The 26,205-nt window shown below is 44.6% G+C and carries 27 protein-coding genes; 22 read left to right on the top strand and 5 right to left on the bottom strand.

What is annotated here, in order from left to right; translation table 11 throughout:
• Positions 1-90 precede the first annotated feature (90 nt).
• Positions 91-543, bottom strand: a complete 453-nt coding sequence (gene fur / locus ICN40_RS05760) for a ferric iron uptake transcriptional regulator (protein WP_072583439.1) — start codon at positions 541-543, stop codon at positions 91-93.
• A 130-nt stretch (positions 544-673) separates the two neighbouring features.
• On the opposite strand from fur, the gene ICN40_RS05755 reads away from it, so the two are divergent.
• The 10 genes from ICN40_RS05755 (at position 674) to hemL (ending at position 11,291) form a co-directional block, all read left to right on the top strand.
• Positions 674-1,309 (top strand): outer membrane protein assembly factor BamE, encoded by a 636-nt coding sequence (locus ICN40_RS05755; RefSeq protein ID WP_308281771.1) that lies wholly within the window; start codon positions 674-676, stop codon positions 1,307-1,309.
• 68 nt (positions 1,310-1,377) lie between these two features.
• Complete coding sequence (dapB, locus tag ICN40_RS05750; RefSeq protein ID WP_216242908.1) at positions 1,378-2,178, top strand: 4-hydroxy-tetrahydrodipicolinate reductase; 801 nt, start codon at positions 1,378-1,380, stop codon at positions 2,176-2,178.
• A 42-nt stretch (positions 2,179-2,220) separates the two neighbouring features.
• Positions 2,221-4,893, top strand: coding sequence for a leucine--tRNA ligase (leuS, locus tag ICN40_RS05745; RefSeq protein ID WP_216242756.1), 2,673 nt, complete (start codon positions 2,221-2,223; stop codon positions 4,891-4,893).
• Between the two features lie 21 nt (positions 4,894-4,914).
• Complete coding sequence (gene lptE / locus ICN40_RS05740) at positions 4,915-5,442, top strand: LPS assembly lipoprotein LptE (RefSeq protein ID WP_216242754.1); 528 nt, start codon at positions 4,915-4,917, stop codon at positions 5,440-5,442.
• Between the two features lie 14 nt (positions 5,443-5,456).
• On the top strand, positions 5,457-6,518 hold the full coding sequence (gene holA / locus ICN40_RS05735; protein WP_216242752.1) for a DNA polymerase III subunit delta: 1,062 nt from the start codon (positions 5,457-5,459) through the stop codon (positions 6,516-6,518).
• Positions 6,519-6,536: 18 nt separating this feature from the next.
• The gene (locus tag ICN40_RS05730) at positions 6,537-7,814 is read left to right on the top strand and encodes a glutamate-5-semialdehyde dehydrogenase (RefSeq protein ID WP_216242751.1); all 1,278 of its coding nucleotides are present in this window, start codon (positions 6,537-6,539) and stop codon (positions 7,812-7,814) included.
• A 29-nt stretch (positions 7,815-7,843) separates the two neighbouring features.
• Entirely contained in the window at positions 7,844-8,269 is a 426-nt protein-coding gene (locus ICN40_RS05725) for a CopD family protein (protein WP_216242749.1), read from the top strand.
• A 69-nt stretch (positions 8,270-8,338) separates the two neighbouring features.
• On the top strand, positions 8,339-9,775 hold the full coding sequence (locus tag ICN40_RS05720) for a class I SAM-dependent RNA methyltransferase (protein ID WP_216242747.1): 1,437 nt from the start codon (positions 8,339-8,341) through the stop codon (positions 9,773-9,775).
• Positions 9,776-9,805: 30 nt separating this feature from the next.
• The gene (locus ICN40_RS05715; RefSeq protein WP_071464595.1) at positions 9,806-9,976 is read left to right on the top strand and encodes a rubredoxin; all 171 of its coding nucleotides are present in this window, start codon (positions 9,806-9,808) and stop codon (positions 9,974-9,976) included.
• Positions 9,977-9,989: 13 nt separating this feature from the next.
• On the top strand, positions 9,990-11,291 hold the full coding sequence (hemL, locus tag ICN40_RS05710; RefSeq protein WP_216242906.1) for a glutamate-1-semialdehyde 2,1-aminomutase: 1,302 nt from the start codon (positions 9,990-9,992) through the stop codon (positions 11,289-11,291).
• Between the two features lie 27 nt (positions 11,292-11,318).
• Here the strand turns inward: hemL and ICN40_RS05705 are convergent, their stop codons facing one another.
• Both ICN40_RS05705 and ICN40_RS05700 read right to left on the bottom strand, forming a co-directional pair.
• Positions 11,319-12,158 (bottom strand): symmetrical bis(5'-nucleosyl)-tetraphosphatase, encoded by an 840-nt coding sequence (locus ICN40_RS05705; protein WP_216242745.1) that lies wholly within the window; start codon positions 12,156-12,158, stop codon positions 11,319-11,321.
• Between the two features lie 49 nt (positions 12,159-12,207).
• A complete protein-coding gene (locus ICN40_RS05700; RefSeq protein ID WP_216242743.1) occupies positions 12,208-13,680 on the bottom strand; it encodes a deoxyribodipyrimidine photo-lyase in 1,473 nt (490 codons plus the stop codon).
• A 69-nt stretch (positions 13,681-13,749) separates the two neighbouring features.
• Here ICN40_RS05700 and ICN40_RS05695 point away from each other — a divergent pair, with 69 nt between their 5' ends.
• The 8 genes from ICN40_RS05695 to ICN40_RS05660 are packed head-to-tail and all read left to right on the top strand — an operon-like array spanning position 13,750 to position 20,746.
• The gene (locus tag ICN40_RS05695) at positions 13,750-14,394 is read left to right on the top strand and encodes a YqgE/AlgH family protein (RefSeq protein WP_216242742.1); all 645 of its coding nucleotides are present in this window, start codon (positions 13,750-13,752) and stop codon (positions 14,392-14,394) included.
• Entirely contained in the window at positions 14,387-14,800 is a 414-nt protein-coding gene (gene ruvX, locus ICN40_RS05690; RefSeq protein ID WP_216242741.1) for a Holliday junction resolvase RuvX, read from the top strand. Before ICN40_RS05695 ends, ruvX begins: the two co-directional genes overlap by 8 nt.
• A 43-nt stretch (positions 14,801-14,843) precedes the next feature.
• Complete coding sequence (pyrR, locus tag ICN40_RS05685; protein ID WP_216242739.1) at positions 14,844-15,344, top strand: bifunctional pyr operon transcriptional regulator/uracil phosphoribosyltransferase PyrR; 501 nt, start codon at positions 14,844-14,846, stop codon at positions 15,342-15,344.
• Positions 15,344-16,303, top strand: a complete 960-nt coding sequence (locus ICN40_RS05680) for an aspartate carbamoyltransferase catalytic subunit (protein WP_216242737.1) — start codon at positions 15,344-15,346, stop codon at positions 16,301-16,303. The genes pyrR and ICN40_RS05680 overlap by 1 nt, the downstream gene beginning before the upstream one ends.
• 10 nt (positions 16,304-16,313) lie before the next feature.
• Positions 16,314-17,636, top strand: coding sequence for a glycosyltransferase (locus tag ICN40_RS05675; RefSeq protein ID WP_216242736.1), 1,323 nt, complete (start codon positions 16,314-16,316; stop codon positions 17,634-17,636).
• Positions 17,637-17,675: 39 nt separating this feature from the next.
• Entirely contained in the window at positions 17,676-18,596 is a 921-nt protein-coding gene (locus tag ICN40_RS05670) for a DUF6492 family protein (RefSeq protein ID WP_216242733.1), read from the top strand.
• A 4-nt stretch (positions 18,597-18,600) separates the two neighbouring features.
• Complete coding sequence (locus ICN40_RS05665; RefSeq protein WP_216242731.1) at positions 18,601-19,392, top strand: DUF5672 family protein; 792 nt, start codon at positions 18,601-18,603, stop codon at positions 19,390-19,392.
• Positions 19,393-19,396: 4 nt separating this feature from the next.
• Positions 19,397-20,746 carry an O-antigen ligase family protein gene (locus ICN40_RS05660; RefSeq protein ID WP_216242729.1) on the top strand — a complete coding sequence of 450 codons (1,350 nt, stop codon included), beginning with the start codon at positions 19,397-19,399 and terminating at the stop codon, positions 20,744-20,746.
• A gap of 1 nt (position 20,747) precedes the next feature.
• Here the strand turns inward: ICN40_RS05660 and ICN40_RS05655 are convergent, their stop codons facing one another.
• Together ICN40_RS05655 and ICN40_RS05650 are read right to left on the bottom strand one after the other, a co-directional pair.
• Entirely contained in the window at positions 20,748-21,602 is an 855-nt protein-coding gene (locus ICN40_RS05655) for a hypothetical protein (protein WP_216242727.1), read from the bottom strand.
• Between the two features lie 13 nt (positions 21,603-21,615).
• Entirely contained in the window at positions 21,616-22,413 is a 798-nt protein-coding gene (locus ICN40_RS05650; protein ID WP_216242725.1) for a hypothetical protein, read from the bottom strand.
• Positions 22,414-22,599: 186 nt separating this feature from the next.
• Here ICN40_RS05650 and rfbB point away from each other — a divergent pair, with 186 nt between their 5' ends.
• From rfbB to rfbC, 4 genes are read left to right on the top strand one after another with little or no spacing between them, the layout of a single operon-like run.
• Entirely contained in the window at positions 22,600-23,661 is a 1,062-nt protein-coding gene (gene rfbB / locus ICN40_RS05645; RefSeq protein WP_216242724.1) for a dTDP-glucose 4,6-dehydratase, read from the top strand.
• Between the two features lie 8 nt (positions 23,662-23,669).
• Complete coding sequence (rfbD, locus tag ICN40_RS05640) at positions 23,670-24,644, top strand: dTDP-4-dehydrorhamnose reductase (protein ID WP_216242722.1); 975 nt, start codon at positions 23,670-23,672, stop codon at positions 24,642-24,644.
• 43 nt (positions 24,645-24,687) lie between these two features.
• Positions 24,688-25,617 carry a glucose-1-phosphate thymidylyltransferase RfbA gene (gene rfbA, locus ICN40_RS05635; RefSeq protein WP_216242721.1) on the top strand — a complete coding sequence of 310 codons (930 nt, stop codon included), beginning with the start codon at positions 24,688-24,690 and terminating at the stop codon, positions 25,615-25,617.
• A 2-nt stretch (positions 25,618-25,619) separates the two neighbouring features.
• Positions 25,620-26,180 carry a dTDP-4-dehydrorhamnose 3,5-epimerase gene (gene rfbC / locus ICN40_RS05630; RefSeq protein ID WP_216242720.1) on the top strand — a complete coding sequence of 187 codons (561 nt, stop codon included), beginning with the start codon at positions 25,620-25,622 and terminating at the stop codon, positions 26,178-26,180.
• The last annotated feature ends 25 nt before the right edge of the window (positions 26,181-26,205 follow it).

The raw sequence follows: 26,205 nt of genomic DNA, 5'->3' as shown, positions 1-26,205 counted from the left end.
ATTCTTTTTTTCAGCTTAATAGTGTAAAAAAGACCTCAAATTGAGGTCTTTTTTACTTCTACAGTGCTGAAAACGGCTTATTTTGGCTGTTTATTTAGCTTGTTTATTACGGCAATTTTTCTTCAGGCAGTGGCCATACATGGCTAAAGAATGCTCTTGGAGCTTAAAACCCAGGTTTTTAGCAATATCGCGCTGCCTTTTTTCAATGGCTTCGTCTACAAATTCCTCTACATGGCCACAATCGATACAAACCAGATGGTCATGGTGCTGACCCTCATTCAATTCATAAATCGCCCTGCTATCACCTTTGCTAGATTCAAAATGGCTACGCAGTAGAAGGCCAGCCCGTTCAAATTGGGTAAGTACCCGGTAAACCGTTGCCAGACCGATCTCTTTGTCTTCTTTGGCTAGGGCCATGAAGACATCTTCGGCGCTAAAGTGGGTTCCGCCGTTTTGATGAAAAAAATCGAGGATTTTCATCCTTGGGCCGGTAGCTTTTAGGCCAATATCGCGTAAATCTTCAGGGCTAGGGTTTTGGGTCATATTTATGGCATTGGGAGCTAAAATCAATGTCTTAATGATACGGCCAGCCATGCAAAATTGCCTTGAACTTTTTACCCGCTTTTTGAACCCGTTTTTGAAGGGCGTTTATTCCCCTGCTCGATTGGGGCTGGTGTCCCTGACTCTATTGGGATTGATGGGGGTGGTTGGATGCACTTCTGCCGTTGATGAAACTCAACGCGCTTGGATGAATAAGGTTTTTAGACCTTATGTTCCAGATGTTGTCCAAGGCAACTTCATTTCTAGCGAGCAGTACTCTAAGTTGCAATTAGGTATGACTCGTGAGCAGGTGCGTCAAATTTTAGGCACACCATTATTGGCAAGTTACTTCCATGCGAATCGCTGGGATTATATTTTTGAATATAAGCGTGCTGGTCAGGTCATGGGCAAAGATCGTCATGTCACAGTGTTCTTTGATGGCGACAAAGTAGTGAAGTTTGACGGTGATGCTTTGCCTACAGAAGTTGAGATGGTTGCCGAGATCGATAACTACTCTAAAACCAAACGTTCATTCTGGGATGTCATTACGGGATCCAATAAGCCACCTGTTACCCCGCCATTGCAGCAACCAGAGCTGATGGTGCCAAGTAAAACGGATAATTTGGCAGCGGGTGCGGCCATACCACCAGCTACTACTGGTAGTTCATTCTGGGACTTTTTTAGTTTTTCTAAAAAGGATCCAAATGTTCAGCTTGAGCCATTGGGGTCTGGCGCTCTTAATGTTCCGCAGGCTAGTGAAGCCAAGTAAAAATTACTTATGTGTTGATGCTGAAGTGAGTTCCTTCAGCAACTTTTAACCAGAAGCGAAGAAAAATGATGAAGATTGCAATTGCAGGCGCAACAGGCCGTATGGGTAAGATGTTGATTGAGACCGTTCTCAATACAACTGATGCGCAGTTGGTTGGCGCGCTTGAGCATGATGCTTGCGCGCAGCTGGGTGAAGACGCTGGCGCCTTCTTGGGTAAAAAGACTGGCGTACTGATTTCTTCTGATGTCCCCCAGGTTTTAGCCAATGCACAATTTTTAATCGACTTCACTAGGCCTGAGGGCACCATGGCTCATTTGGCTGTTGCTGAGAAGACGGGTACCAAAATGATTATTGGTACTACGGGTCTGACTGCCGATCAAATTACTGGCTTAAAAAATGCATCAGGAAAGCTAGCAATCGTTTTTGCGCCAAACATGAGCGTGGGTGTGAACGCCACTTTTAAGTTGCTAGAGATCGCGGCAAAGATGCTCAATCAAGGTTATGACATTGAGATTATTGAAGCGCATCATAAGCATAAGGTGGATGCTCCATCTGGTACTGCACTCAAGATGGGTGAGGTGATTGCAGATGCTTTAGGTGAAAAGCTCGATAACGTTGCCGTGTATGCACGCGAAGGTCATACCGGTGAACGTAAAGAAGGCTCTATTGGTTTTGCAACGATTCGTGGTGGCGATATTGTTGGTGACCATACTGTCTTATTTGCAGGTGATGGCGAACGTATTGAAATCAGTCATAAATCTTCAAGCCGTCAGTCCTATGCGCAAGGTTCATTGCGTGCAGCCCGTTTCTTGCAAAACCAAAGTGCTGGTTTATTCGATATGCAAGATGTTCTCGGCTTACGTAAATAATTAGTCAATCAATTAAAAATAGAAGAAAAGAGTTGTCGAAGAATGAGTAAGGATTACGACTACCGCAGTATTGAAGCGGCAGCGCAAGCTGATTGGGAAAGTGCGCGAGTCTATCAAGTAGCCGAGAACGCAGTGGATGCGCAGGGTAAACAGAAGCCAAAGTACTACGCCTGCTCAATGTTGCCTTATCCATCTGGCAAGCTCCACATGGGGCACGTACGCAACTACACCATTAACGATGTGATGGCGCGTCAGCTCCGTATGCAGGGCTATAACGTCCTCATGCCTATGGGTTGGGATGCCTTTGGCATGCCTGCAGAAAATGCAGCCATTCAGAATAAAGTTCCTCCCGCTAAATGGACCTACGACAACATTGCTTATATGAAAAAGCAAATGGCTGCGATGGGTTTAGCGATTGATTGGTCACGTGAAGTGGCTACCTGTAGTCCTGACTACTATCGTTGGAACCAGTGGCTCTTTTTAAAGATGCTCGAAAAAGGTATCGCGTATCGCAAAACGCAAGTGGTGAATTGGGATCCAATTGATCAAACGGTTTTGGCGAACGAGCAGGTGATTGATGGTCGTGGTTGGCGCTCTGGCGCTTTAGTAGAGAAGCGCGAGATCCCTGGTTATTACTTCAATATCACTGCGTATGCAGAACCATTGCTTTCTGGTTTAGATAGCTTGGGCTGGCCTGAGCGCGTCAAGATCATGCAGCAAAACTGGATCGGCAAAAGCCGTGGTGTACGTTTTGCTTTTAAGCACGATATTGCTGATGATCACGGTAACTTTATTCAAGATGGCCTTTTGTATGTGTTCACTACCCGTGCAGACACCATCATGGGTGTTACGTTCTGCGCTGTAGCAGCTGAGCATCCATTGGCTGCCAAGGCAGCCACTAACAATCCCGAGCTCGCCGCATTTATTGAGAAATGCAAGACCGGTAGCGTGATCGAGGCTGATTTAGCTACTCAAGAAAAAGAGGGGATGTTTACTGGCTTATACGTCACACATCCTTTGACTCATGAGCCAGTGCCTGTTTGGGTTGGTAATTACGTATTAATGTCTTATGGCGATGGCGCAGTTATGGGCGTGCCGGCTCACGATGAGCGCGACTTTGCTTTTGCGCTGAAGTATGACTTACCAATTAAGCAAGTGATTGCGCTCAAAGGCGAGTCGCCAATGTTTAATGCCACTCGTTGGGAAGATTGGTATGCCCAAAAAGAAGGGGTAGTTTGTTTTAACAGTGCTCAGTTTGATGGCTTGTCGCATGAAGAGGCGGTGAGCGCTGTTGCGAAAGAATTTGAAAAGCTCGGCATTGGCGAAATCAAGACTACCTATCGATTGCGTGATTGGGGAATTTCTCGTCAGCGCTATTGGGGTACGCCGATTCCGATTATTCATTGTGGCGATGAGAGTAATTTAGGTTGTGGTGCTGTGCCCGTGCCGGAGGCAGACCTGCCAGTAGTATTGCCGGAAGATTGTGTACCCGATGGCAGTGGTAATCCACTCAATAAGCGTGCTGACTTCTTGAATGTGAAGTGTCCGAAGTGTGGCAAGCCTGCGCGTCGTGAAACTGACACTATGGATACCTTTGTGGATTCCTCTTGGTATTTCATGCGCTATACCGGACCTAATGCTAAGACCATGGTCGATGAGCGCAATGAATATTGGATGCCGATGGATCAGTACATTGGTGGCATTGAGCATGCGATTTTGCATTTACTCTATGCCCGTTTCTGGACTAAGGTCATGCGCGATCTCAATCTCATCACGTTTGACGAGCCCTTCCAGAATTTGCTGACCCAAGGAATGGTCCTCAATGAGACCTATTACTCTGAAGATGCTGCGGGTAAAAAGACTTGGCTTAATCCCTTGGATGTGGAATTAGATCTTGATGAGAAGGGTCGTCCACAAGGCGCCAAGGTGATAGGTGACGCTTCAAATACACCAGTCATCATTGGTGGTGTTGAGAAGATGTCTAAGAGCAAGAACAATGGTGTTGATCCTCAATCATTAATCGATCAATATGGCGCAGATACTGCGCGTTTATTTGTGATGTTTGCTGCTCCTCCTGAGCAACAGTTGGAGTGGTCTGGCGCTGGTGTGGATGGCGCCTCTCGTTTCTTGCGTCGTGTCTGGATGTATTCCAGCGCTCAAGCAGGCGCATTGCGTGACGTTTCTGATAGCTTGCCTAGTAACTTGAGTGATGCTGAAAAAGAACTTCGCCGTGAAGTGCATACCATTTTGAAGCAAGCTAATTTTGACTATCAACGTCGTCAATACAACACAGTGGTTTCTGCAGCGATGAAGATGCTCAATATTCTTGAGCCTATCAAGTTGGAGCAGAATGCTGACATTAGTGCGCCTGTCTTGCGTGAATGCTTAAGTATCTTATTACGCGTTCTCTATCCTGTAGTTCCACACATGACTCATGTGTTGTGGAAAGATCTTGCTTATACAAAGACTTACGGGCCTTTACTTGATGCTCCATGGCCGTCTGTAGATGAGTCAGCCTTGATTCAAACAGAGCTGACATTGATGCTGCAGATTAATGGCAAGTTACGTGGCGATATTAAGGTGCCAGCAGATGCAAGCAAAGAGCAGGTTGAGTTATTGGCTTTACAAAGTGAGCCTGCTCAAAAAGCATTAAATGGTGGTGTACCTAAAAAAGTGATTGTGGTGCCTGGTCGTTTGGTCAATATTGTTGCCTAACCTTTTATAGAAACTAAAGCGATGAGCGTAAATCACCTGCGACGTGCAATGTTGGGTTTAATGGCCACAGCACCTCTGAGTGGCTTGATTGCTTGCGGGTATCGTTTGCGCGGTATGGTGGATTTACCTTTTAAGGCGATTGCAATTACTGGTAACCCATCCCCACCTCTTAGGGTGGACTTGCAGACGGCGATTCTGACAGGCACGGATGCGAAAGTTGCTATTAATCCTAAAGATGCAGATCTCATCTTGGAAATTACTAACGATATCAATGGTCGCGAGATTTTGGCTTACAACTCCAACGGTCAAGTCTCAGCATATCGCCTCAATATTCGTGTTGGCTTTAGAGCCTACGACTTGGCTGGAGCAGAAATCGTGCCTGAGGCAGAGATTTATATGACACGCGATATGGACTTCACGGTTTCAACGGTATTGGCTACCGATGTTCAAATTCAGCAATTCTTAACCTTGATGCGTAAAGATTTGGCTATTCAGATCTTGCGCCGTGTTGCAGCGGCTGCAAAAGCCCCGCAATCAAGAGCTTTTTAGAGGTAGATTAAGGCATGGTTAAAGTTGATGCCTTGCAAGTGCACCTCAAGTTTTTGAGTTCTGGTGGCGCTATGTTGCCGCTGTATGTTTTTAGCGGCGATGAGCCGCTGTTGATGATGGAAGCTATGGATCAGTTACGGTCCGCTGCCAAGAAACAAAACTTTACTGAACGCGAAGTGCTATTACAAGAGCGTGGATTTGATTGGAGTGCTCTTCTGAGTGCTGGTCAGACCATGTCTTTATTTGGCGATAAGCGTTGGGTCGAACTACGCATTCCAACTGGTAAGCCTGGGCGCGATGGAGCCGATGCTCTTAAGCAGTTCGCATCTCAAATTGCTGCGCAGCCTATGGGGTCAGATGGTCCAGATACGGTTGTCTGTATTGTGTTGCCTCGTCTGGATGGCAAAACCAAGACTTCTGCATGGTTCAGTGCTTTAGATGATGCTGGCATGGCAATTCAGATTGATTCTTTGGATCGCAGTCATTTGCCACAGTGGATCGCTGGACGACTTAAGCGCCAAGATCAAGAAGTAGAACTGGGTTCAGAAGGTCAGCGTGCACTTGAATTTATTGCTGATCAGGTAGAGGGCAATCTGATCGCTGCTCATCAAGAAATTTTGAAGTTGGGATTGTTATATCCTGTCGGAAAACTCAGCGAGGAGCAAATTCGCTCATCCATTCTGAAGGTGGCGCGCTATAACGTGTTCGAATTGACCGAAGCAATGCTTGCTGGAGATCTGGCTAGATTGAATCGCATGCTGGATGGCCTCAAAGGTGAGGGTGAGCCGCTGGTATTGATTCTGTGGAGCGTAACTGAAGAGCTTCGGATACTATCTAAATTAAAAGCTGCAAGCGATGCTGGTGAATCTGTGCAGAACTTAATGCGGGCCAACCGAATTTGGGGAAATAAAGAACGTTTATACCCGGCGGCATTGAGAAGGGTTCAGCCCCTCAAGCTACGAAGAGCGATGCAGGTTGCGGCAGGATTGGATCGCCAAGTAAAAGGTTTGCATGCGGCTGAATTACCTGCCGATCCTTGGGATGGTTTGCGTTTAGTTGGAAATTTACTCCGTTAAGAAATAAGAGATTAAGAAATGAGTTCATCTATTCAGGAAATGATGCAAGATATTGGGATGCGAGCACGCGCTGCATCGCGTGCAATGGCGCGCGCATCAAGCGAGCAAAAGAATCAGGCTTTATTGCATATTGCTAAATTGGTTCGCCAGCAAGCTACTGAAATTCAGAAGATTAATCAAGCGGATGTAGAGCGCGCAAAAGGCAATGGGCAAGATCCTGCTTTTGTTGATCGCCTAACTATGACTCCCAAGACTATTGAAACCATGGCTTTGGGTTTAGAACAAATTGTTTCTTTGGATGATCCGATTGGCAAAATTTCTGCTTTGCAAAAGCAGGCTTCCGGCATTGAGTTGGGTCAGATGCGCGTACCTTTGGGTGTTATTGGCATCATTTATGAGTCTCGCCCAAACGTCACTATCGATGCAGCTGCATTGTGCTTAAAGTCTGGCAATGCCGTGATTTTGCGTGGTGGTTCCGAAGCAATTGATTCAAATACTTTATTGGCCCAGATTATTCAAGAGGGTCTGGCTGCTGCTGGCTTACCTAAAGATGCTGTGCAAGTGGTGACCACTACCGATCGTAGCGCCGTCGGCGAGATGATCACCATGACTCAATACATTGATGTGATCGTACCCCGCGGTGGCAAGAGTCTAATTGCGCGCCTTATGGCTGAAGCGCGTGTACCGATGATTAAGCACTTAGATGGAATTTGTCATACTTATATTGATGCTGATGCGGACATAGCAATGGCAGTGAAGGTATGTGATAACGCCAAGACTCAACGCTATGCTCCTTGCAATGCGATGGAGACCTTGTTAGTCAATCAAGATATTGCACAGAAAGTCTTGCCAACGCTTTGCAGGATTTATCAAGATAAAGGTGTGGAGTTACGGGTTGATAGTTTGACTCGCAAAACCCTTGAAGCAAATGGCTTTCATAATCTGGTTGATGCCAAAGAAGAAGATTGGCAAACTGAGTACTTGGCCCCCATCTTATCCATTAAGACAGTGTCTAATATCGATGAGGCTATGAATCATATTGAGCAATATGGCAGCAAACATACGGATGCCATTATTACTAATAACAAAGCGCAGGCCGATCGCTTCTTGCGTGAAGTGGATAGTGCCAGTGTGATGGTCAATGCTAGCACTCGCTTTGCAGATGGCTTTGAATATGGCTTAGGCGCGGAAATCGGCATCTCTAATGACAAATTGCATGCCCGTGGCCCCGTAGGCCTAGATGGCTTGACCTCATTGAAGTATGTGGTTATGGGCCATGGCGAGATTCGGACCTAAAGTAAAAAGATAAATAGAGCAAACTACATATGAGCAACGCCTACCTCTGGGTAAAAACCTTTCACATCGTATTCATCACATCCTGGTTTGCCGGTTTGTTTTACCTGCCCAGAATTTTTGTGAACTTGGCCGAAGAAAAAAACTCTGACTCTTATGCCCGTTTATTAGGTATGGCGGACCGCCTCTTCCGCTTTATGACTATCTTGGCCGTGCCAGCGGTACTACTAGGTCTGACGCTATGGCTTTACTTTGGCATTGGTGCTGGCGATATCTGGATGCATGCCAAATTGTTCTTTGTGATTTTAGTTATCGGCTATCACCATGCCTGTTTAAGTTTGCTCAAAAAGTTTCGTGCAGGCGTCAATAAACGATCTGGCGTTTGGTTTCGTTGGTTTAATGAAGTCCCAGTGATCTTGCTGGTCATTATTGTTGCCTTAGTGTTGTTTAAGCCTTAAGGCCAGTTTTTTAATACCGCTTATTACTATTTTATTTTTTAATCCCCCCATTTAAAGACTGTTAGCCTCATGAGATTTTTCGTTGTTTGTCCAGGCGGTTTGGAAGTGCCGCTTGCCCAGGAGCTAGCAGAGATTGCTGGACGCCCAGAATGTAAGGCCTTGGGGGCATGGGTAATTGATCCTACGCCAACTAGCCCTACGGGTGGTGTTGGTCTTGCTGCACCGATTTCTGCTGCTATGGCGCTGAACTTGCATTCCCGTATTGCGAGTCGAGTGTTATTACAAATGGCCCAAGCGCCTTATAGGCAAGAAGAAGACTTATATAAATTAGCGAGCGGCTTGGCATGGGAAGAATGGTTTAGTTCAAAGCAAACTTTGCGAGTGGATGTAACGGCACATCGCTCCCCATTAAAGAGCTTAAATTTTGCAACCCTCAAAATTAAAGATGCCATCGTTGATCGTTTGCGCGATGTGACTGGTGATCGCCCCAGTATCGACACCGCCTTTCCGGACGTGCGAGTGCAGGCCCATTTAACAGCCACTCAAATCACAATTTATTTAGATACTTCGGGTGAAGCATTGTTCAAGCGGGGTTGGCGTGATGAAAAGGGTGATGCACCCCTAAAGGAAAATTTAGCCGCTGGCATCTTATCGATTACTGCTTGGAAACCAGGCCAAACCCTATTTGATCCTATGTGTGGTAGTGGTACCTTCTTAATTGAGGCTGCGCAGATAGCACTAGGCGTTCCACCGGGCGCTATTCGTGCGGGCATGTATGGCGATGATGCCAAACCAAGTCGATTAGCTTATCGCCCTTTAGTGACATCAGCCCACGGTTTTGGGTTTCAAAGGCTCAAGCCGTTTAATGAAGCTGCTGAGCAAAAGCGCTGGGTAGATTTGAAAGAGGCGGCACTTGCTTTGATGCTGGAAAAGCGTAAGCAATATCCAAATGTCGATGCTCTGAAAATATCCGGTGGCGATATTAACGAGAAATTAGTATCGATGTTCAAAGGTAATTGGCAAAGAGCCCAATTGCCCGATCAGCCAGTGGTACGTCAGGTGGACGCCTTGGCTGCAAAAGCACCGGGCAATCTTAGCGAGGGTGTAATGTTATTAAACCCTCCTTATGGCGAGCGTCTGGTAATTAAGGGTGGACGTGGTCAGGATCGTGCTTCTAGTGAAGATTCTGATTACGATGATGAACCTGATAATCGTTTTGAATTGAACTTAGAGACTGGTCGTCAAAGTGCTAAACGTTCAAGTCGTGAATCCCTGAAGAAGCTTCAAGCCCAAGAAGAGCAGGATCCAAAGTTTGTCGAGTTTTTGCGTCAATTTGGACAGCATCTCAAAGATGATTTTGGTGGCTGGAATATCTTTGTTTTGACTGCGGATATGGCTCTGCCAGGTCAGCTACGCATCAAAGAATCTAAGCGCACCCCTTTATTTAATGGTCCATTGGAGTGCCGTTTATTCAAGTTCGAGATGCATGCTAAGCGACCAGCTTAAAGTAACTAAAAATATGTGGAGAGCAAGGTAATGGAATTTAAAACGTATATGTGTTTGATCTGCGGTTGGGTTTATGACGAAGCCGCTGGTTTGCCTGATGAAGGTATTGCACCCGGAACCCTTTGGAAAGATGTTCCGATGAACTGGACTTGTCCAGAGTGCGGTGCCCGTAAAGAAGATTTTGAAATGATGGCAATTTAATTCGGAAGCAATGATGGCAAAAGTAGATCAAAACGAAGTTTTATTTGAGCGTGCACAAAAGACAATTCCTGGGGGCGTCAATTCTCCAGTGCGAGCATTTCGTCAGGTGGGCGGAACTCCCCGTTTTGTTACTAGAGCCCAAGGTCCTTATTTTTGGGATGCCAATGATCAGCGTTATATCGACTTAATTATGTCTTGGGGCCCAATGATTGCGGGCCACGCTAATCCTGAGGTGGTGGCTGCGGTTCAGAAAGCTGCTGAAACTAGCTTTAGTTATGGTGCCCCTACTGAAGGCGAGATTGAATTGGCTGAGCGTATCTGTGTACTTATGCCGAGTGTCGAACAAGTGCGTATGGTTTCTAGTGGAACTGAAGCAACGATGAGTGCTTTGCGTCTGGCTCGTGGTTACACTGACCGTGACTTGATTATTAAGTTTGAAGGCTGCTATCACGGCCATGCCGATAGTCTCTTGGTCAAAGCAGGTTCGGGCTTGCTTACCTTTGCAGACTCTACACAAAATGCGCCTTCTTCTGGTGGCGTTCCACAGGATTTGGTGAAGCACACTTTAGTTCTGCCGTATAACGATGTGGCAGCAATTGAGGAAGTCTTTAAAAAGCAGGGAGATCAGATCGCTGCTGTGATCTTGGAGCCGATTGCCGGCAATATGAATCTCATTCAGCCTTCAAAAGAATTTTTATCGACTATTCGAAGTTTGACTAGTAAGCATGGCAGCGTCTTAATCTACGATGAAGTGATGACTGGTTTTAGGGTCGCCTTAGGTGGCGCTCAGTCCTTGCAGGGCATAACCCCTGATCTCACTTGCCTAGGTAAGGTCATGGGCGGCGGCATGCCTATGGCGGCGTTTGGTGGCAAGAAAGAGATTATGAATAAGCTTGCCCCTTTGGGTAATGTTTATCAAGCGGGCACTTTATCCGGTAACCCGGTAGCGGTTGCTGCAGGATTAAAAACTTTGGAGATTATTTCTCGCGAAGGTTTCTACGAATGCTTGACTGGCCAAACAGAAAAGTTAATGGCAGGCTTAAAACAAGCTGCAGATAAGGCCAGCGTTCCTTTTGCTGTGGATAGCGTTGGCGGTATGTTTGGTTTTTACTTCACTAATCAAGTACCAACTTCTTATGAAGCTGTTACTAAAACCAATATTGAAGCATTTAAGAAATTCTTTCATCTGATGCTAGGTGAAGGGGTTTATCTGGCGCCTTCAGCTTATGAGGCTGGCTTTACTTCAATTGCTCATGACAATGTAGTGATTGATGCCATTATTGCTGCTGCCGAGAATTCATTTAAAAAGCTTTAAGCTTTTAATAACTCTTTTTTTGATTCTTTACATTCTGAGTGGGTGGTCGTAACCATTCACCTGAATGAGCTCCAGATTTTTGGAGTCTTTGTTTGAGCTTGAGATTTCTAGGGCAGAGAGCTTTCCACCCCATACGCAGCCGGTGTCTAAGCCAATCACATTATGTTGACGTAGCAAGCCCAATGTTGACCAATGACCGAAATAGGTCAGAATGTCTTGAGTCTTTCTACTTGGAACCTTGAACCACGGGATATAGCCTTTGGGACCTTGCTCCAAACCTTCTTTGCTTTCAAATTCCATTTTGCCAGTTGGTGTGCAGAAACGCATTCTGGTTAGGGTGTTGGTGATCACGCGAAGGCGCTCATAACCTTTCAGTGACTTGCTCCACTGATTCGGCGTATTGCCATACATGTTGGCTAAAAAGTCTTTATACGATTTACCGCGTAAAGTTTTTTCTACTTCTTGCGCGCATTCAATTGTTTGCTGCAGATCCCATTGCGGTAACACTCCTGCGTGAACTGTCAATACTTTGCCATTACTCAATGCCATAGGTCGATTACGAATCCAATCAATGAGTTCTCTACGATCTGGCGCAGACAGTATGGGTTCGATGGTGTCTAAGCCCTTGGGTTTGCGAAGCCCTGCGTCGATTGCTAGGAGGTGTAGATCATGATTGCCAAGGATGCATTCAGCGCGACCCGATTCCTGTAAGACTTTCAGTTGGCGTAATGCACCGAGTGAGTCTGGGCCACGATTGACGAGATCTCCCAAAAAAATCATCTTGGATTTTTTAGGAAGTTTCTTGACTAGGGCTTTGAGTGATGGCGCACACCCTTGCACATCGCCTACCGCGTAGATCTTGCTCATACCCTATCTTAAATCGGAACGGTGAATAGGGCTCTAATGATTCTGTGTATTAGGCAACTTTTTTAACAACGCTGTACCGCACCAAGGTATTTTTTCGTGCTTCATCGTGATCTACGACTGGTAATGGGTAGTCTCGTCCAATAACTATCCCAGCGGCCTCTAATTCAATATGGCCGGCCTTCCAGGGGGCGTGAATCGACTTTTTGGAGAGCTTTTCCAATTGAGGAAGGTAGCGTTTAATAAATTTACCTTCTGGATCAAATTTTTCTGACTGGGTAATAGGGTTGAAGATGCGGAAGTAGGGTTGTGCATCACATCCTGAGGAAGAGGCCCACTGCCATCCGCCGTTATTGGATGAAAGCTCAAAGTCATTGAGATGTTCTGCAAAGTAGGCTTCGCCCCAGCGCCAATCTATTCCCAAATCTTTAGTCAGAAAGCTTGCCACCACCATGCGTAAGCGGTTATGCATGTAGCCGCTTTGGTTAAGTTGATGCATGGCTGCATCCACAAGTGGGTATCCTGTTTTTCCCTCACACCAAGCAGTAAATAGCTTCTTTGCTTTAGAGCCAGATTCCCAAACGATGTTGTCATAGTCCGGTTTAAAAGATGCGCCTGTGGCTAAGCGAGGATGATTAGCCAGAATCATGAAATAAAAATCACGCCAAATCAGTTCGCTTAACCAAATGGTTGCACCCATGCTACCAGCCAACATGCGACGATGGGCTTCACGTACTAAGCCTCTGATAGAGAGCATGCCAAAGCGTAAATGTGTAGAGAGATAACTTACACCTTTAATTGCGGGGAAGTCTCTACCGATTTGATATTGATCAATGCGTGGCAGGAAGTCCTCCAAAAAGGCTTGACCACCATCGGAGCCAGGCGTTATATAGCTTTCGATGCCGGTGGGGCTAAATCCCATCGACTCTAAAGAAGGCAGTTTTTGATCTAATTTTTTTGGAATGGCTCCAAATTGCTTAGGCTTTGGGTTGCACTCATAGGCAGCAAGATCTTTTTCTTGGAGAGTCTTGAGCCAGTTATTTTTATAAGGGGTAAAAATGGAAAAGACAGTGTTTGAGTTTGTGAGAATTTCTTTCTTCTCAAAAATCACTTGATCTTTAAAGCTTTCAAAATCAATCCCTAATTTTTCTAGAGATGCTTTAACGGTTTGATCTCTCTCAATCGCTGAAGGTTCGTAGTCACGATTGGTGAAGACGGCTTCCACACCTAACTCTTTTGCAATTTCTGGGATGCATTCAGTAGGTTTTCCGAAGCGCACGATGAGTCCACCACCTTGTTTGCGAAGCTCATCATCAATTTGCTTTATGCCCTGCCAGATGAAATCCACGCGGCGGTCATGCTTGAGTCCATTGGCATCTAAATTACCCTTCAATAAGGGTTTGAGAATGTCCGTATCAAAAATGAAGGTAAGCCAAACTTGGCCACTTTCTTTTAGGGCGTGATGAAGCGCGGCATTGTCATAGAGGCGGAGATCACGGCGGAGCCAAACGAGAGCTTTTTGCATAGCCCCTATCTTATGGTTTATTGGTAAAAAGCGCTTGATAGGGCGCTAATTTCTGTAAAATAACCCTATATGTCTACGGCCAAAAAAGCCTTCAATACTCCAGACCCAGCGTCATCGCCAGAGTCTTCAATTTCTTTTTCGGCAGACCATCTAGCCAATCAATTCCTAATTGCTATGCCTGGCATGGTTGACCCCAATTTTGCCGGATCCCTAATCTATCTTTTTGAGCATACCGAGAGGGGTGCAATGGGCTTGGTAGTCAATCGACCTACTGAGGTTAATTTAGCCACTCTTTTTGACAAGATTGAGCTGAAGCTTGAGATTGCGCCCTTGTTAAATCAGCCGGTATATTTTGGCGGCCCAGTTCAAGTTGAGCGTGGTTTTGTGTTGCATGAGTCTGAGACACTATCTCCTTACAGCTCCTCCTTAATTATTCCCGGTGGCTTGACGATGACTACTTCAAAGGACGTCCTTGAGGCAGTTGCTGCAGGCAAAGGCCCGCAAAATTTTTTAATGACCTTGGGATATGCAGGCTGGAGTGCTGGTCAGCTTGAGGAAGAAATCACCCTCAATGGTTGGATGAATGTGCCTTTGGCACGAGAGCAAATGATTGAGATTATTTTTAATACCCCATCAGGTCAGCGTTATGAGAGGGCTGTGAGCCACCTTGGCTTTGATTTGTCTCATCTATCCGGTGAGGCTGGCCATGCCTAGAGCATTGACGATATTGTCTTTTGATTTTGGAACTCGTAGAGTGGGTGTGGCCGTTGGAAACTCCATATCCAAGTCAGGCCAAGCTTTAAAGACGATTGCTGCATCAAGTAGCGATATCTTGTTTAAAGAGATAGAGCTTCTGATGGCGGAGTGGCAGCCAGACCAATTGGTGGTTGGAAAACCAACCCATCCTGATGGAGCCCCACATGAAATGACGGCCAAAGCAATCCGCTTTGGCAATCAGTTGCATGGGCGCTTTCATTTGCCAGTTGTTTGGGTCGATGAGCGCTATACATCAGTCGTTTTGGAGGGTAATCCTGAGATGCAAGACAATCTAGATGCGCATTCTGCAGCTCTAATTTTGGAGCAATATTTTGCAGAGCAGAGTACTAAGACCTTAAATTAGAAAATATATTAATTAATAGATCCTAAAAATACCGGACGAGAGAATGAATGCTGAACAGTTGTACGGAAAACTACTAGAGAATCTGCGCAAGAGAGCGCAAGAGGGTGCTTTTGAGCTCGCAGGTCTCGCAATGGGAGGCGCGTGGATTGCTGAGCGTTTAGCTCAAGATTTAGGGCTTAAACATTTTGGAGTGATCAATGTTGCCTTTCATCGCGATGACTATGCTGAGAAAGGTATGACTGCTTTACGCACTGCTAGCACAATGACCACGCATTTACCTTTTGAGGTCAATGGCGCCCATGTTATTTTGATTGATGATGTACTACTCACTGGTAGAACTGTTAGAGCAGCTTTGAATGAGTTGTTTGATTTTGGCCGACCTGCCCAAGTGGAGTTAATGGTCTTGGCTGATCGAGGAAACCGTGAGCTTCCGGTGTGCGCCAATTTTGTTGGTGAACTTGTAGAAGTCTCAGAAAATAAAATATTGGTTTTAGAAAAAGATACCGCTGGTAAGTTCAGCTTTCAGCTAGAGGAGCGTGAGTAATGAGTCAGCTTGTGAATCAATTTAATACGGCTGGAGAATTGACGCATCTTCTCACTCTAGAGGGACTCCCTAAAGAGCAGATTCTTCATATTTTGGATACTGCGCAACAGTTTGTGAGTGTGACAGATCCTGCCCGCGAGGTGAAGAAGGTACCACTTCTTCGAGGAAAAAGTGTATTTAATCTTTTCTTTGAGAACTCTACCCGAACTAGAACTACTTTTGAGATTGCTGCTAAACGCCTATCTGCAGACGTCATTAACTTGGATATCTCCACATCCTCTACTGCTAAGGGTGAGAGCCTGTTAGATACGATTGATAATTTGGTGGCAATGCAGGCTGATATTTTTGTCGTGCGTCATGGGGTTTCGAAAGCCCCTATTGAAATAGCAAACCATGTTCCAGCTCATGTGCATGTGGTCAATGCTGGCGATGGCAGTCATCAGCACCCTACTCAAGGGTTGTTGGATATGTATACGATGCGTCACTTTAAGCAAAACTTTAAAGGTTTGAAGGTGGCGATTGTGGGCGACATTGTTCATAGCCGCGTTGCTAAATCCAACATTCATGCGCTCACCACCTTAGGATGTGAAGATATTCGTGCGATTGGTCCAGAGAGTTTGCTTCCTAGTGATTTAAATATGTTGGGCGTTAAGGTATTCCATAGTATGGAAGAGGGCTTAAAGGATGTGGATGTAGTGATGACCTTGCGCATTCAGAAGGAGCGCATGGAGACTGGGCAAGTTCCTGAGGGCGGTGCCTTTTATAAACAGTACGGCTTAACGCCAACTCGTTTAGCTTTGGCAAAACCGGATGCTATTGTCATGCATCCTGGACCGATGAACCGTGGCGTGGAGATTGATTCGTTCGTGGCAGATGGACCTCAGTCGGTCATTCTCAATCAGGTTACGTTTGGTATTGCTGTGCGTATGGCTGTCATGTCCATCGTTGCTGGCAACTAAGTTCATCGGCATGCAGTCAAAAAAACGTTGGCTTATTTTGTCCCATGGCTTCAATATGGATGGTCGTGCTGCAAGCCAAACGATTACTGACAAGATTCCTTATTTACTAGCGGCTGACATTCAGCCTATTGTATTTAGTGCGATTACTGGAATAAAAGACCAACGCTTCCCACATCGTCAATTTCTGGCATGGGGGCCGGCAGCATTTCGATTTGATTTTCGTCATTGGGTCGCAAATCAGTACGGTCGAGGATTTTTATATAAATTACTGACGAGAACAGTTTCCATACTGCTGGCACCGTTCATTGGCTTAGAAAAGCTATGCTTAGGGTATTCCAGTCAGTGGTCTTGGGCAATGCCTGCTTTTATTCATGGGCTGCGACTGATCCGTGCTGGCCAGATTGACGTGGTCTATTCGACTGGCGGCGCATGGTCTGCCCATTTGGCGGGGCTATGGTTAAAGAAGGTAACGGGTATTCAATGGATAGTGGAAGTTCATGATCCATTAGTGATCCGTAAAAATCCTTCAGATGAGGGGCTTAGTAAACCCAAGAATCGAGATGCGCGCTTTCGTCAATACTTGGAAAGGCAAATTATTCGATTTGCTGATTTTGCTTGGTGGTTTACCGATGGCGCATTGCACTATGCCAAGGTTCGAAACACTAATTTAAATACACCTGCTGGTGCACATGGTTTTATGGTGCTTCCTGGTGCTGAGCCACCCGGTAGCTTGAGCAAAGATCAAGTTCATCAGTACTCTGAGCATTTAAATCTCTGTCATTTTGGATCTTTGGCGAAAGATCGGTCATTGGCGACCATTCTGAATGCGATGGATGCTCTGATAAAAAAATATCCAGATGCGCGCAATCGTGTTCGAGTTCATGCTTATGGCGCTCCATTGGATGTGTTAACAATGGGGGCAATAGAGCATTATAGTTTTGAAGATATTTTGATAGCTCATGGGCGCCTTGAAAAAGATCCCGTTTCCGGCAAGTCTGGTAGAGAGCGGGTGGTTGAGAAGATGCAGAGCGCTGACGTGCTCATTCTCTTGCACGGCAACGATGAATGGTGCGCTGAATATATCCCATCCAAGTTCTATGAGTATTTATGGGCCAATCGGCCAATTTGGGGGATTACCCACCGAAATCCTCAGCTAGATCAAATGCTATCTGAGCGCGGCGCCTATTTAAGCCATGAAGGTGATGTTGTCGGTATTGCCATGGCTTTAGAAAGAATCTGGTTAGATTGGGAGCAAAAGCAACTAGCGAGCCCACTGGGTCAACCGATTGGGGTTGAGCAAGCCGTGACTACAATCTTAAATACCATCCAGTAAGCTAGAAACCGAACAACCCCTTTACTCCTTAAGTTAACTATGCTGAATATTGTTTTGTATTGCTGCACCTTCCGTAAAGACTTGAAAAGAACAGTCAAGCTTGCGCAAAGTATTCAAAAGCACAATAAAGGGAATATCCCCTTCTATATTTCAGTGCCCGCTGAGGATATGGATTTATTTAGAGAGTATTTAAAGGATTTTGAAGTTACCATTTTTGATGAGCAAGACATCTTTAAAGCTAACCCAAAACTCGATATACAAAAACTATATGAGATTCGTGGTGGCTTAAGGCAGCAAGTCATTAAGTCTGAGTTCTGGAGATTGGGTATCTCCGAAAATTATTTAGTCCTAGATTCAGACTGTATCTTTATTCGTGATTTTGATGAAAGGGATTTCATCTTTAAAGACGATATCCCTTACTCCGTGATTCATGAGGGGCGTGATGTATTGCAGGCGACAGAGCGTTTTGGACCTAAAAAGATCCGTCAACACTTTTTGGCTGATCGTGAGCCTATCAAGGCTGCATTGGGCCGCAAGGGCGTTACGTACGATTTTGGATATGCCCCGTTCTTATGGAGCGGAAAAGTATGGGAGTCTTTGGACAAAAATTACCTGACTCCAAATCATATGAACTTCTTAGATGCTGTGCTGCTTTGCGGTTCAGAATTCACTTGGTATGGCGAGTCACTGATTAACTTCAGGGCAATCCCAATCTATCCGCGTGAGCAATTATTTATGCACTATCACTATGAGCATCAGTTGTGGGCTCATCAAGTGCTAGGATATAAAGAGTTACTGCTTGCCCATGACTACTTAGGAGTGGTATATCAGTCAAACTGGGAGAGCTGGGGAGATTATGGCCCCTCGAATAAGAGTTTTGCTTCTCGAGTGTGGAGATCAGTCAAGCGTATTTTGAAGAAGGCCCAATTTAAGTTGTCACTATTGCTTGGATTTATCTAATTTAATGCTGAATTTATCCAATGTTACTCTGCTGTGTGTAGAGACACGTGAGCCGGAGTTGGCACATTGGGCAATTGATAGATGCTTGAGTACTACGCAATTCGCCAAGGTAGTGCTCATCACGAATTTAGATCGCATTAGCGCTAAAAGGGCCAGCATTGAGTACGTCCAAGCACCGCCAATCAAAACCACAAAAGACTATTCTGAGCTTTTATTGACGGGTATTAATCAATATATTGATAGTAGTCATGTGCTCGTTATTCAGTGGGATAGTTTTGTCATTCATCCCCAGCTTTGGAGCGATGAATTCCTGCAATATGACTATATTGGGCCGGTTTGGCCGCATCATCCAGAAACCCCAGTTGGTAATGGCGGCTTCTCTTTGCGATCCAAGAAGCTACTGCAGATAATTCAGCAACCAGGTTTTGTCAAAAAGCATCCAGAAGATTACTGCATCTGCGCAGATAACAAGGATTTTTTAGAGCAATGCGGCATTGAGATTGCTCCAGTCAATATTGCGGAGCAGTTTGCAGTTGAGCGCACAGCATGGCATGCAGCATTTGGATTTCATGGCTTCTTTAATTTTGGCCGAGTATTAAATGACGCCGAATTAAAGGCATTTATCAAAATATTACCCGAAAATTATTTGAGTGGCTTAGATAGTTATGATTTGATTGCCTCACTACATGAACAGGGCAGGATGGGCCTGGCAAAAGAGATTGCTGGAAAAGTACGCTTTAGGTGGAAGATGCGCCGGCAATTCATAAAACTAAAATTTTGGCAGCTAAGCTCTTAAGCATATGAAAATTACCGAGAACCAGTTTGCTATTACTTCAGTAGCTAGTATTGTAGGCTTGCTATTAATTTGGGTGATCCCCAATACTATTGCTCTTCGTCATCTTTTATTGGTTACTGCCTGCATTTCCGCAATTGGATTGATTCGCTATCACTGGGCAAAATTGCGATTAGTAAATTCCAGCTTTCTTCCCCTGTTTTGCATCCTTGGTTTATTTGTTTGGGTACTTATTCACTACACTTTTTTCTCTTTAAATCCCGAGTTAGAACTATCTGAGATCAAAGGTCTTTGGATACGAGCTTTATTAGGGGCAGTAGCTGCGGTTGGGTTAGGAATTGCGATTGTGAAGCATGCCAGATTGCGTCTTTACTTTTATATTGCTCTCTTTTTAACCCCGGTAATTAATGTACTTGCCTATTGCTGGGCATCATATCTAAATCATGGATTAGTAAAGCCGAATGCTTTCGTATTTTTTCTATTCGCCAAAATCGAAACGGCATATTTTGGAGCGATTGCCGCTGCTATAGCTACCTGCAATCTTATTCATCTAATGGCAGGTAAGATTGATAAATCTAAGGCACTCCAGATTTTGTGGTGGGTATTGGGTTTAGCCTTGGTTTTAGTTTCAGCTTTAGTCTCAAGCACGAAAAATGGCATCGCCATAGCCCTAGGCTTATGCGTGTTCTTGGCTGTTGTAGTAGTGATCAACTCCATTTTTCATCGGGGTGGATCAAGGACGCTATCGGCTATCGTCCTTGCTGTCATCCTACTATTATCTGTCGGCATTTGGGAGGGTCATAAGTCCTCTGCATACCGAGGCTGGGATACCGTTTTTCAAGATGCAGCTCTGGGGCTTGATATTGATGGAAATAAACAATGGCAAAAGCGCGAGGGTAGTGTTCCCGCACCTTTAAATAGTAACGGTGTTGAAGCCGCTCTCAATACGTACTCTAGGTTCGCTTATGCTGCTGAGGGAGTTAGGCTAATTTCACAATACCCATTAGGGTATGGCTCCATTAATCAATCCTTTAAAGGCCTTCAGGAGCAAGCGCAGATCCCTCATGAGCACCAAGGACAGGTACACAGTGGTTGGATTGATTTTGGTTTGGCATTTGGAATTCCAGGATTACTTTTGATTTTCTCTGCAATGCTGTCGATTATTTACTTTGGGCTAAAAAGTAAGTCTCCGATTTCTTTACCTTGGGTAATAGTTTGCTTAGCATATATTCCATTTGGAATGATTGCGGAAATTACTTATAAGCAATACTTTGAGGCGACTATTTTCTTCCTGAGCGTGGGATCTACGGTGATTATTTTGACTGCCAATAGATCTAAAGAAGATTTAGACCATTAACTTAAATAATTTTTGCGCAGTTTGGTAGATATTTCTGAATGACCCCGATCACGCTATCGGGGATTTTTTTATACTCAAGTTTGTTAAGGCTTGTTCCTCGATCATAGAGATCTGATCCCGACAATATTTTTTGTTGAATTTCTTCGGTAGTGATGTTCTTGTAATTACTTAAATTCTCAACATCACTAATGGCATAAATCTTGTTGAGAATTTTTTCTTCATCCATGAAGTAGGAGAAATGCCACCCCCCCGACGGGATGTGTTCAAAATCATTTTTCCCACTTCTAAATCGATGGGGGAGGAATTTTCTAAAGGTACCCAATGAAGTCATGACTGAGCCATAGAATTTTTCATCCGGGGCTGCATTGTTCAGGTTGTAGTAATAAAAAGTCTGATCAAGACTGTAAGCATGAGGCTCTGGATGATTAAAGCGATCTGACTGCAACGCCTTAACGCCCTCATGAATTGCCGTCTCACTAGGAAACTCATCTAAATCACTAAAAATAACGATGTCATTAGAATTGAATGGCTTTAATGGCGTGAGTGTGGAGTTTCTTTGGGCATCTTGAATTTTCCAGAGAAAGCGAGTGATGCGATTGCGATATTTGAATTTCTTAAATAACCAAGAAATAGAATTCAAATTGAGGTGTTCGCGGTGATAAATAATCTTCTCTGTAAAAGGCAGCGTCTTTACGAGTTCTTGGCTTAATAAAAATTCTTTTGGCCGCCCAGAGAAGTCTACATTTGCTTCGGAAATGATGAACTGATCAACAATGGGCCCCAAGTACTCCAGTCGAGCTTTGAGTAAGTCGAGCTCGTTGTAGAACAAAAATACGTCTAGTAGCTTGGGCTTCATTCTTGCGTAACTTTTATTTAGTTTTGCTCGGATATGTCTGTGGTGGCAAAGAGAAGCGAGCTTCATCATTCTTCTTAAGGTAGGCTTGCTCTAGGTGCAGTGCTAAACCAGGAATGCTGATGCCAAGGTAGCGCTTGGGTTTTAACCAAAACTGGAGTCGACGAGGAATTTGCTTGATGTATCTTGATTTAGCCATCATGGGTTGCTTGGTGATGACGCAGAAAGTATCAAAATCAAAATCTTTCTTTGCCGTTTTAGTAATAGACCAAATATCAGCATCTGCCTTAAGAGTCTTCCCTGTGACTGCAAAAGTCATGGTGGTCGAGTTTGAAGTACGCCACCATTGAGTGGGTCCTGCTACTACCTCAGTAAGTTCAGAGTACTGATTGCGTTTAGCGTAGGGATTGATAGGACCATGGTGGAGCTTATATTTATCCGGATGATCGTAGAGGGTTACGTAATCAAAATAATGCAATCCCTCTTCGAGGGCCATAGGCGCTTGGGGAAGATGAAGATAGTCATCCTCAATAAAGTAAAAGATGTCATCATCTTTCGCTATTTCAAGGGCAATCTCATATAACTTCCAGAATGATCCTGGGTTGCCTAATTTCGTTTCAATCAATTGGTCAAATTGATAATGGGTCTTGAGGTGTTCAATTAAAGCCTCATCGCAGTTGTCAGCGACGCAAATCAATTTCCAGCCCTGAAAAGTCTCAGTGAGATTCTTGAGGGAGTCGTATTTATTGATGCCATCTACCTTGACCTTGGGATAGCCTTTGCTGCTAATTCTAAATAGGACAATTTTTTGCATGGAGAATGGAGATTCCTATTGCTAAAGTGAAATAGCGTCTTTTAGTGGTTGAGTATCTTGACCTCCTTATTTTCATCTTCAAACATGATTTTTAGAGGGATTTACCGGAAACTTTATAATCTAAATACTAATATATTAATCATAATCTACGTCAGTAGATACCAAGCAAAATTAAGTGGAAATTATATGATTCTCGTAACTGGCGGTGCTGGCTTTATTGGTGGTAATTTTGTCCTAGATTGGTTGAAGGTTTCAGAAAATGAAGGTGTAGTTAATTTGGATAAATTAACCTATGCCGGCAACCTGGCTACCCTAGATTCTTTGAAGAATGACCCCCGTCATGTATTCGTGCATGGTGATATTGGTGATAAAGCCTTAGTCACTAAGTTACTCAAAGAATACAAACCACGTGCAATCGTCAATTTTGCAGCAGAAAGTCATGTGGATCGATCTATTCATGGACCTGCAGATTTTGTCGAAACCAATATTGTTGGCACATTTAATTTATTGGAGTGTGCTCGTGAATATTGGAATACGCTTGAGGGTGCAGCCAAAGAGGGGTTTCGCTTTCATCATGTCTCAACCGATGAGGTGTATGGCTCTTTATCTTTAACTGATCCGGCTTTCACTGAAAAAAATACTTACGAGCCTAATAGCCCCTACTCAGCCTCTAAAGCGGCATCTGATCATTTGGTGCGCGCCTGGTTTCACACTTATGGTTTCCCTGTTGTCACCACTAATTGCTCTAATAACTATGGCCCCTATCATTTCCCGGAGAAATTAATTCCCTTGGTGATATTGAATGCTCTCAATAGTAAGTCATTGCCAATTTATGGCGATGGCCAGCAAATCCGTGACTGGTTGTATGTTGGCGATCACTGCTCAGCCATTCGCGAAGTATTAGCTAAAGGTAAATTGGGTGAAACATACAATATCGGCGGCTGGAATGAAAAGGCGAATCTTGATGTTGTTCATACCATCTGCCATATCCTGGATGAGCTGAAGCCCCGTGCAGATGGCAAGTCTTATGCTGACCAAATTACCTTTGTCAAAGATCGTCCAGGCCATGATCGTCGCTATGCTATTGATGCCAGCAAGATTGAGCGTGAGTTAGGCTGGAAGCCAGCCGAGACCTTTGATACGGGTATTCGTAAAACAGTTCAGTGGTACTTGGATAATCCAGTTTGGATTGAAGGTGTTGTTAGTGGCTCATATCGTGACTGGCTACAAAAGCAGTACACCGCATAATTTCACCAATGAATATTCTGGTCTTAGGAAAAGATGGGCAGTTGGGTAAAGCATTTAAAGCGTTATTTGATCAATTACCTGCTGCCGAAAATATTAAGGTCTCTTACCTTGGTAGATCTGAGTGTGATCTCAGTCAAGCTGCAATGGTGCTTAAGCAGCTAGATGCTGTAAAAGCCGACCTCATTATTAATGCCTCTGCTTACACTGCGGTTGATAAAGCAGAAACGGAGATTGATTTAGCTTATGCAGTGAATGCAAAAGCTCCAGAGTTAATGGCGCAGTATGCCGCTGAAAATAACGCTACCTTTTTGCACTACTCAACAGACTATGTATTTGATGGTAGCAAAGATGGCTTTTATATTGAAGAAGATGTTCGTAATCCATTGGGTATCTATGGCAAAAGTAAGGCTGCGGGTGAAGAGGCAATAGAGGAAGTATTTGCAAACTCATCCAAAGGTCGTTTTGCTATTTTTCGTACTAGCTGGGTTTATGGAGATGGCGGTAATTTTATCCGCACCATGTTGCGTTTGGCTAAAGAGCGTGAAGAGTTAAAAGTGATTCATGATCAACATGGTGTACCCACTAGCGCAAAATGGCTTGCTCAGGTCAGTCTGGATTTAGCGCTAGATGCTCAATTGAAGCTAAAACCCTTTCCATCGGGTATCTATCATGCCGTTCCAGCAGGTGAGACTACTTGGCATGGTTTAGCTAGTTTTGCCGTTCAGGCCGCACTTAATGCTGGCGTAGAACTCAAAGCCAAGCCAGAGGCTATTAAGCCTATTCTGGCCGTCGAATACCCTTTGCCAGCACCTAGACCCATGAATTCACGTATGGAGACTGCAAAATTACGCTCTGCCCTGCAAAATAGACTTTCAAACCCTTCAAACTCTTATAATGAACCCCAAAATACGCCAAATTTCCCAGTCTGGGATGGCATGGTTCAAGAATATGTATCCAAGCTGGCCTCAAAAGGATTGATTTAAAGATCTGCAGCTGGTTTGAGATGCTGAAATTAGGGGTAATTGAATGGCTGTAAATCGCAAAGGCATTATCTTGGCCGGCGGGTCTGGCACTCGTCTCTATCCAGTGACTCAGGCAGTTTCTAAGCAGTTGATGCCGGTTTACGACAAGCCTATGGTGTACTACCCATTAAGCACGCTAATGCTGGCTGGTATTCGCGACATTCTCCTCATTTCTACTCCGCACGACACCCCTCGTTTTTCAGAGTTATTGGGCGATGGTTCGCAGTGGGGTCTTAATATTGAATATTGTGTTCAACCTTCCCCCGATGGATTGGCTCAGGCTTTTACCTTAGGTAAAAACTTCGTAGGAAATCATCCTAGCGCTCTAGTGCTTGGCGACAATATTTTTTACGGACATGAATTAGTTGATCAACTCAATAGTGCACATGAGCGCACGGTTGGCGCTTCAGTATTTGCCTATCATGTCAACGATCCTGAGCGTTATGGTGTAGTGGAATTTGATAAAGATTACAAAGCACTTTCAATTGAAGAGAAACCGCTGAAGCCTCGAAGTAGTTATGCGGTCACGGGTTTGTATTTTTACGACAATCAGGTATGCGATATCGCTGCATCCATTAAGCCAAGTGCTCGTGGAGAGCTTGAGATTACTGACGTGAATCGCGTATATCTTGAAAAGAATGAGCTTAGTGTTGAGATCATGGGCCGCGGATTTGCATGGCTAGATACTGGAACACACGATTCATTATTGGATGCCGCAGGATTTATTGCTACCTTGCAAAAACGTCAAGGTTTGATGGTGGCTTGCCCAGAGGAGATTGCTTACCGCCAAGGCTGGATTACTGCAGATCAAGTACAAAAGGTGGCCAATCAACTCAGTAAAAATAGTTATGGTCAGTATCTTGGAAAAATTCTGAGCGAATTGAATAATTCTGCTCAACCTGTTGCCTTGTCTCATAAAAAAATTATTGGGTAAGTATGTCCTCTAAGTTATTGATTACACCTACTGCTATTCACGATGTTTATGTTGTTGAGCCCAAGGTATTTGGTGATGAACGCGGTTGGTTTACTGAGTCATTTAATGCCGAAGATTTCGCTCATGCCACTAGTCTTGATGTTGAGTTTGTGCAGGATAACCATTCCTTTTCTCGTCAATGGACGTTGCGTGGCCTGCATTACCAGTTGGAGCAGACTCAAGGAAAGTTAGTAAGAGTCGTTGCGGGCAGTGTGTTTGATGTGGCTGTGGATATTCGTAAAAATTCGCCAACTTACGGTAAATGGGTTGGCGTTGAGTTAAGCGCAGAAAACCACAAGCAATTGTGGATTCCCGCCCAATTGGCACATGGCTTTTTGGTGCTCACACCTACAGCAGAATTTCTTTACAAAACGACTGACTACTATCACCCACAGAGCGAGGCTTGTCTGGCCTGGAATGATCCAACGATAGGTATTGAGTGGCCATTGCCTGCTGGCGTTCAGCCCAATATGAATGCGAAGGATACTGCTGGATTATTGTGGGACGATGCGCCCAAGTTCTAACACCAGCAAGACACATTAGAAAAGA

Source organism: Polynucleobacter sp. Fuers-14 (genome assembly GCF_018882045.1).
Classification (GTDB): Bacteria; Pseudomonadota; Gammaproteobacteria; order Burkholderiales; family Burkholderiaceae; genus Polynucleobacter.
This window is presented reverse-complemented; position numbering and strand designations above follow the sequence as displayed.

Coding starts and splice junctions, on each gene's coding strand:
- fur (WP_072583439.1), bottom strand. CDS start 543: ATGACCCAAAACCCTAGCCCTGAAGATTTACGCGATATTGGCCTAAAA.
- dapB (WP_216242908.1), top strand. CDS start 1,378: ATGAAGATTGCAATTGCAGGCGCAACAGGCCGTATGGGTAAGATGTTG.
- leuS (WP_216242756.1), top strand. CDS start 2,221: ATGAGTAAGGATTACGACTACCGCAGTATTGAAGCGGCAGCGCAAGCT.
- lptE (WP_216242754.1), top strand. CDS start 4,915: ATGAGCGTAAATCACCTGCGACGTGCAATGTTGGGTTTAATGGCCACA.
- holA (WP_216242752.1), top strand. CDS start 5,457: ATGGTTAAAGTTGATGCCTTGCAAGTGCACCTCAAGTTTTTGAGTTCT.
- ICN40_RS05730 (WP_216242751.1), top strand. CDS start 6,537: ATGAGTTCATCTATTCAGGAAATGATGCAAGATATTGGGATGCGAGCA.
- ICN40_RS05725 (WP_216242749.1), top strand. CDS start 7,844: ATGAGCAACGCCTACCTCTGGGTAAAAACCTTTCACATCGTATTCATC.
- ICN40_RS05720 (WP_216242747.1), top strand. CDS start 8,339: ATGAGATTTTTCGTTGTTTGTCCAGGCGGTTTGGAAGTGCCGCTTGCC.
- ICN40_RS05715 (WP_071464595.1), top strand. CDS start 9,806: ATGGAATTTAAAACGTATATGTGTTTGATCTGCGGTTGGGTTTATGAC.
- hemL (WP_216242906.1), top strand. CDS start 9,990: ATGGCAAAAGTAGATCAAAACGAAGTTTTATTTGAGCGTGCACAAAAG.
- ICN40_RS05705 (WP_216242745.1), bottom strand. CDS start 12,158: ATGAGCAAGATCTACGCGGTAGGCGATGTGCAAGGGTGTGCGCCATCA.
- ICN40_RS05700 (WP_216242743.1), bottom strand. CDS start 13,680: ATGCAAAAAGCTCTCGTTTGGCTCCGCCGTGATCTCCGCCTCTATGAC.
- ICN40_RS05695 (WP_216242742.1), top strand. CDS start 13,750: ATGTCTACGGCCAAAAAAGCCTTCAATACTCCAGACCCAGCGTCATCG.
- ruvX (WP_216242741.1), top strand. CDS start 14,387: ATGCCTAGAGCATTGACGATATTGTCTTTTGATTTTGGAACTCGTAGA.
- pyrR (WP_216242739.1), top strand. CDS start 14,844: ATGAATGCTGAACAGTTGTACGGAAAACTACTAGAGAATCTGCGCAAG.
- ICN40_RS05680 (WP_216242737.1), top strand. CDS start 15,344: ATGAGTCAGCTTGTGAATCAATTTAATACGGCTGGAGAATTGACGCAT.
- ICN40_RS05675 (WP_216242736.1), top strand. CDS start 16,314: ATGCAGTCAAAAAAACGTTGGCTTATTTTGTCCCATGGCTTCAATATG.
- ICN40_RS05670 (WP_216242733.1), top strand. CDS start 17,676: ATGCTGAATATTGTTTTGTATTGCTGCACCTTCCGTAAAGACTTGAAA.
- ICN40_RS05665 (WP_216242731.1), top strand. CDS start 18,601: ATGCTGAATTTATCCAATGTTACTCTGCTGTGTGTAGAGACACGTGAG.
- ICN40_RS05660 (WP_216242729.1), top strand. CDS start 19,397: ATGAAAATTACCGAGAACCAGTTTGCTATTACTTCAGTAGCTAGTATT.
- ICN40_RS05655 (WP_216242727.1), bottom strand. CDS start 21,602: ATGAAGCCCAAGCTACTAGACGTATTTTTGTTCTACAACGAGCTCGAC.
- ICN40_RS05650 (WP_216242725.1), bottom strand. CDS start 22,413: ATGCAAAAAATTGTCCTATTTAGAATTAGCAGCAAAGGCTATCCCAAG.
- rfbB (WP_216242724.1), top strand. CDS start 22,600: ATGATTCTCGTAACTGGCGGTGCTGGCTTTATTGGTGGTAATTTTGTC.
- rfbD (WP_216242722.1), top strand. CDS start 23,670: ATGAATATTCTGGTCTTAGGAAAAGATGGGCAGTTGGGTAAAGCATTT.
- rfbA (WP_216242721.1), top strand. CDS start 24,688: ATGGCTGTAAATCGCAAAGGCATTATCTTGGCCGGCGGGTCTGGCACT.
- rfbC (WP_216242720.1), top strand. CDS start 25,620: ATGTCCTCTAAGTTATTGATTACACCTACTGCTATTCACGATGTTTAT.